The organism is Spiroplasma sp. ald (assembly GCF_044714355.1).
Lineage (GTDB): Bacteria > Bacillota_I > Bacilli_A > Mycoplasmatales > Mycoplasmataceae > Spiroplasma > Spiroplasma phoeniceum.
In genome coordinates this window covers 1-4,664 of the sequence record NZ_RXFY01000085.1, presented here as the reverse complement: position 1 = coordinate 4,664, position 4,664 = coordinate 1, and the positions used below count along the sequence as shown (strand labels likewise).

Sequence of the window (4,664 nt, the reverse complement as noted above, 5' to 3'; positions counted from 1 at the left end):
ATCAAATTTATCAAATTTCATAATTTTAGATTCCTATAATTTCTATTTTAAATATATTTTATAGGAATTTTAAAATAACTAGGTTATGCAAGAAGTCTAATGAATATTTTTCTTATTATTCAAATTGAGATTATATTACTGATGTTTTGCCTTCTAATAACGATAAATATACTCAATCAATAAAATTATTAGATATGACAGATAATTCAAAATATCAAGGTTTTAATTTAATTAGATTTAATACCACTAGATTAACAGAAAAAAATAGTATTGCAATTTTAGGTTTTAATTTTAGCATTTATAATGCTGCTGATTGAAATAATTAAATTAATAATGGTAATATTTGAGAAATACCATATAAACAATGTGATTTATTTCATATTGGCGGTTGTTTTGAAAATGCGGCAATTTGATTAGTAAATAAGATGCCACGTATGAAAGATGTTTATAATTTTATTAAAGGCATAGTACATGTATTTAGTAATGTGTCTGAATTATTTAATAATATTGGTAATTTGTTTGCTTTTGATATTACATTTAAGATTATGTTAAGTTCTATATTAATTTTAGCGATGGTTAATGGACTTTTACGCTATTTTTAGTATATAATGTTGTTAGTAAAAAGTAAGGTGGTGTGGTGGTTTATCCACGCGCCATCTTACTTAAAGGGGTAAAAGTCGCGGAGCGACTTAGGGGCAACGCCCATTTCCTTGATACTTACAATAATCCTATATATACTAGAAATATGGTCTAGTGTCTCTACAGTTAACCTTAAATTAAATACTATAGGTCTTAATTTATTTTTAATTTGTTAAGACTGTTTGTTAATTGGTTTTAATGGTCATGTTTCTTTTATTAAATTTTTTGTATTAAATATTTTGGAGGAACAAACATGCAAATTAAAAAATCTTATACCTTTGATGATCTACTATTAGTTCCACAAAAATCAGATATTTTACCATATCAGATTGACTTAAGAACTAAACTAACAAAAAATATTGAATTAAATATTCCTTTTATATCTTCAGCAATGGATACTGTTACTGAATCAAAATTGGCAATCGCAATTGCTCGCGAGGGTGGAATTGGAATTATTCATAAAAATTTATCAATTGATAAACAAGCAGCAGAAGTTGAAAAAGTTAAACGTAACGAGTCAGGTTTTATTATTAATCCGATAACATTAAAACCAACAATGACAGTTCAGGATGCTGAAAATATTATGGCTCAGTATCGTATTTCTGGTTTACCAATTGTTGATGAAGAAAACAGATTATTGGGAATAATTACAAATCGGGATATTAGAGCATGTCATGATTTAACTGCTTCTGTGGATAAATTTATGACTGTAAAAAACTTAATTACAACTCATGAAAATATTGATTTAGAACAAGCAAAAGATATTTTGTTAAATAATCGTATTGAAAAACTACCAATCGTTAATGAAAAAAATGTGTTAATTGGGTTAATTACCATTAAAGATATTAATAATCGTGACGAATATCCTAATGCTTGTAAAGATGAACAAGGACGATTACGAGTAGGTGCAGCCGTTGGAATTGATGAAAATACATTATTACGTGTTGAAAAACTTGTTGCCGTTGGGGTTGATGTAATTGTTGTTGACTCAGCGCATGGTCATAGTCAAGGTATTATTAATATGGTTAAAAAAATTAAAAAAGCTTTTCCAATGATTAATTTAATTGCTGGGAATGTTGTTACTGCTCAAGGAACTTTAGATTTAATTGCAGCTGGTGCTAATGCAATTAAAGTTGGTGTCGGACCAGGAAGTATTTGTACAACAAGAGTTGTTGCTGGAGTTGGAGTTCCTCAAATGACAGCCATTAATGATGTTTATGAGGTTTGTAAAGGAAAAGAAATTCCAGTCATTGCTGATGGTGGAATTAAATATTCTGGGGATGTTGTTAAAGCACTTGCAGCTGGTGCTAATGCAGTAATGATGGGTTCAGTTTTTGCATCAACATTTGAAGCACCTGGTGAAGAAATGATTGTTGAAGGTAAAAAATATAAAACATATATGGGAATGGGCTCATTAGCTGCTATGAAAAAAGGTAGTGCTGATCGTTATTTTCAAGATAAAAATCGTAAATTAGTTCCAGAAGGAGTTGAAGGACGAGTTTTATTAAAGGGTAAATTAAGTGATATTTTATTTCAATTTATTGGTGGTGTACGGAGCGGTTTTGGTTATTGTGGTGCAAAAAATATTCTAATGTTGCAAAAAACAGCTCAGTTTGTGGAAATTTCAAATAATGGTTTAAAAGAATCACATCCACATGATATTGCAATTACCAAAGAACCACCAAATTACACAAAATAATATTATTATAAGCAAAAAGATAAATGGAGATGAGAAAGCATATCAATCTCCATTTTTATTTTTAAAAAAATATTATTTTAATTGATATTTTTTATTAATTAAGATATTATTTATATGATCTCTTAATAATTTATATCATAAGGAGGTGCTAGTAATGAAAAGAACGTGACAACCAAGTAAAATTAAACATAAAAGAACACATGGTTTTCGAGCAAGAATGGAATCAGCTTCAGGCCGTAAAGTTTTAAGTAAAAGAAGAGCGAAAGGAAGAAAAGTATTATCAGCTTAAAAATGCTGGTAAAATACTTTATTTTTCTATTTGTGTCGAAATGTGAAAAAAAATTTATTGTTAAAAAAAATTATGAATTTCAAAAAATAATAAATAATCGTTCTTTTATTAAAACTAACCCTTATTTTATTTATTTTAAAAGAAATGATCTTAATTATCATCGTTTTGGAATATCTGTTGGTAAAAAATTAGGAAATGCTGTTGTTAGAAATAAAGTAAAAAGACAAATTCGAAGTATGTTAAATTTTGATTTTTCAGTAACAGAAGGTTATGATCAAATCATTATTGTTCGAAAATCATATTTTAACAATAGTTATTTAATTAATAAAGAAATTTTATTAAATCAAATCAAAATGTAAAAAGGAGGCGAAATAGTGAACTATCGTGATTATATTTTCTCCGATGGGAAAAGAACACGAAAACCTTGATATTCAATTGCCTGGAAATGAACAAAATTAGTCCTGTATCTTTTTTTAATTATATCAATGTTATGAGGTTGTGGGCAGATGATGGTTACAAAATATGGGACTGCCCAAATTTTAGATGTTTCTGGTCAGAAAGTATATAAACCAGGAGTTTTCTTTGAAATTATTTTAGGATACGCTAATGCTGGGAAAGAACACTTTTTTCATTTTGAAAATGGACAACTATATGAATATCCATATTTAGCAATTAGAACATGATCTGATGCTTTTGTTAAAACATCTTCACCATTTTATGGTTGTTTTGTGTTTCCTGTTGCTTGAATTTTAGTTAATTTAATTTATGGTTTTGGTGGATTAGATAATGGTGCAGGAATTATTGGCGCATTATTCTTAACTTCATTAATTGTGCGTTTAATTACTTTAATGTTTAGTTGAAAAGCACAACGAAATCAAGACAAAATGCAATTAATGCAAATTAAACAAGCAGAAATTCAGGCCAAATATAAGGGTTCAAAAGATCCAGCGGCAAAACAAAAGCAACAAATGGAAATGATGCAGTTGTATCGCAAAGAAGGAGTTTCACCATTATCCACAATTGGTTCGTCTTTTTTATCAATTCCGTTTTTAATTGCGATGTATACTGTTGTTAGAGCAACACGAGAATTAAAAATGGCGACAATTGGGCAAATTTCTTTAATTGAAAAGCCATGAGATATGATTACTAGTGGGAATTATGTTTATTTAGCTTTATTATTTGTATATTTGCCTATTCAAATTCTTTCGATGATTTTACCAACTATTTTAAATCTTCGTAAAACAAGAGTTATTACAAAGGAACAGAAAAAAGCACGTAAACGGCAATTTATTATGCAAGGAGTAATGATTGTTGTCTTCTTTGTAGTTACAATTTCAATTGCATCTGGGGTTGCTATTTATTGAATTTTCTCAGCCTTTATTCAAATTTTACAAACATTAGAATTTCATTTCTTACGAGTTAAGAAACGAAGTAAAAAAAATAAAAACAAAGAATCGTTTGGACAAAGAATTAAACATTTATTTGTTAGAAAACAACATTTAAAAACAACTAATAATATTGAAAATGTTGAAATTACAAAAACAAAACAAGTAAAAACAAATAATGCCGATAAAATTTCTTATAATCCGGTTAAATCAAAACCTAAAAAATCTAAATTTTCTTTACATAGTAAGAAAAAAAATAAAGATTAATGATTTTCATAAAAAAATTTAAGTCGCAAAAAAATTAGAAAATTTTTAAATAATTCAAATAAAAACTTCTTTTATAAAACTGAATTATCAACAAAATGATTTTTTCAGGGACTAGAAGTAACCTTTTTTTGAAATTAATGATATTATTTCTTTTTGTAAAGAACATTTAGATAGTATTATCAAAGATATTATTAACGAAAGATTATGAGATGTCTTTTTCATATTATAATAAGCAATTTTTAATTACATTAAATATTAGAGGTTTTAAAATAAATATTAATATTTTTGATTTTGTTTTTATTCTAGAAACATTATTAGACTTCTTGCATAACCTAGTTATTTTAAAATTCCTATAAAATATATTTAAAATAGAAATTATAGGAAT

6 protein-coding genes and 1 riboswitch are annotated in these 4,664 nt (G+C 27.0%); all 6 genes read left to right on the top strand.

Annotation, left to right across the window (positions count from 1 at the left end):
* Positions 1–146: 146 nt before the first annotated feature.
* The 6 genes from EHU54_RS04590 (at position 147) to yidC (ending at position 4,279) form a co-directional block, all read left to right on the top strand.
* Positions 147–326 carry a hypothetical protein gene (locus tag EHU54_RS04590; RefSeq protein WP_400249176.1) on the top strand — a complete coding sequence of 60 codons (180 nt, stop codon included), beginning with the start codon at positions 147–149 and terminating at the stop codon, positions 324–326.
* 99 nt (positions 327–425) lie between these two features.
* Complete coding sequence (locus EHU54_RS04585; protein ID WP_400249175.1) at positions 426–602, top strand: hypothetical protein; 177 nt, start codon at positions 426–428, stop codon at positions 600–602.
* Positions 603–708: 106 nt separating this feature from the next.
* A riboswitch (purine riboswitch) is annotated at positions 709–806 on the top strand.
* An 86-nt stretch (positions 807–892) separates the two neighbouring features.
* Positions 893–2,338, top strand: coding sequence for an IMP dehydrogenase (gene guaB, locus EHU54_RS04580; protein ID WP_400249173.1), 1,446 nt, complete (start codon positions 893–895; stop codon positions 2,336–2,338).
* Between the two features lie 154 nt (positions 2,339–2,492).
* Complete coding sequence (gene rpmH / locus EHU54_RS04575) at positions 2,493–2,627, top strand: 50S ribosomal protein L34 (RefSeq protein ID WP_004028019.1); 135 nt, start codon at positions 2,493–2,495, stop codon at positions 2,625–2,627.
* A 32-nt stretch (positions 2,628–2,659) separates the two neighbouring features.
* Positions 2,660–2,986, top strand: a complete 327-nt coding sequence (gene rnpA, locus EHU54_RS04570) for a ribonuclease P protein component (protein ID WP_400249171.1) — start codon at positions 2,660–2,662, stop codon at positions 2,984–2,986.
* 15 nt (positions 2,987–3,001) lie between these two features.
* Positions 3,002–4,279: a membrane protein insertase YidC gene (yidC, locus tag EHU54_RS04565; RefSeq protein ID WP_400249170.1), complete on the top strand. Its 1,278-nt coding sequence runs from the start codon at positions 3,002–3,004 to the stop codon at positions 4,277–4,279.
* Positions 4,280–4,664: the final 385 nt, after the last annotated feature.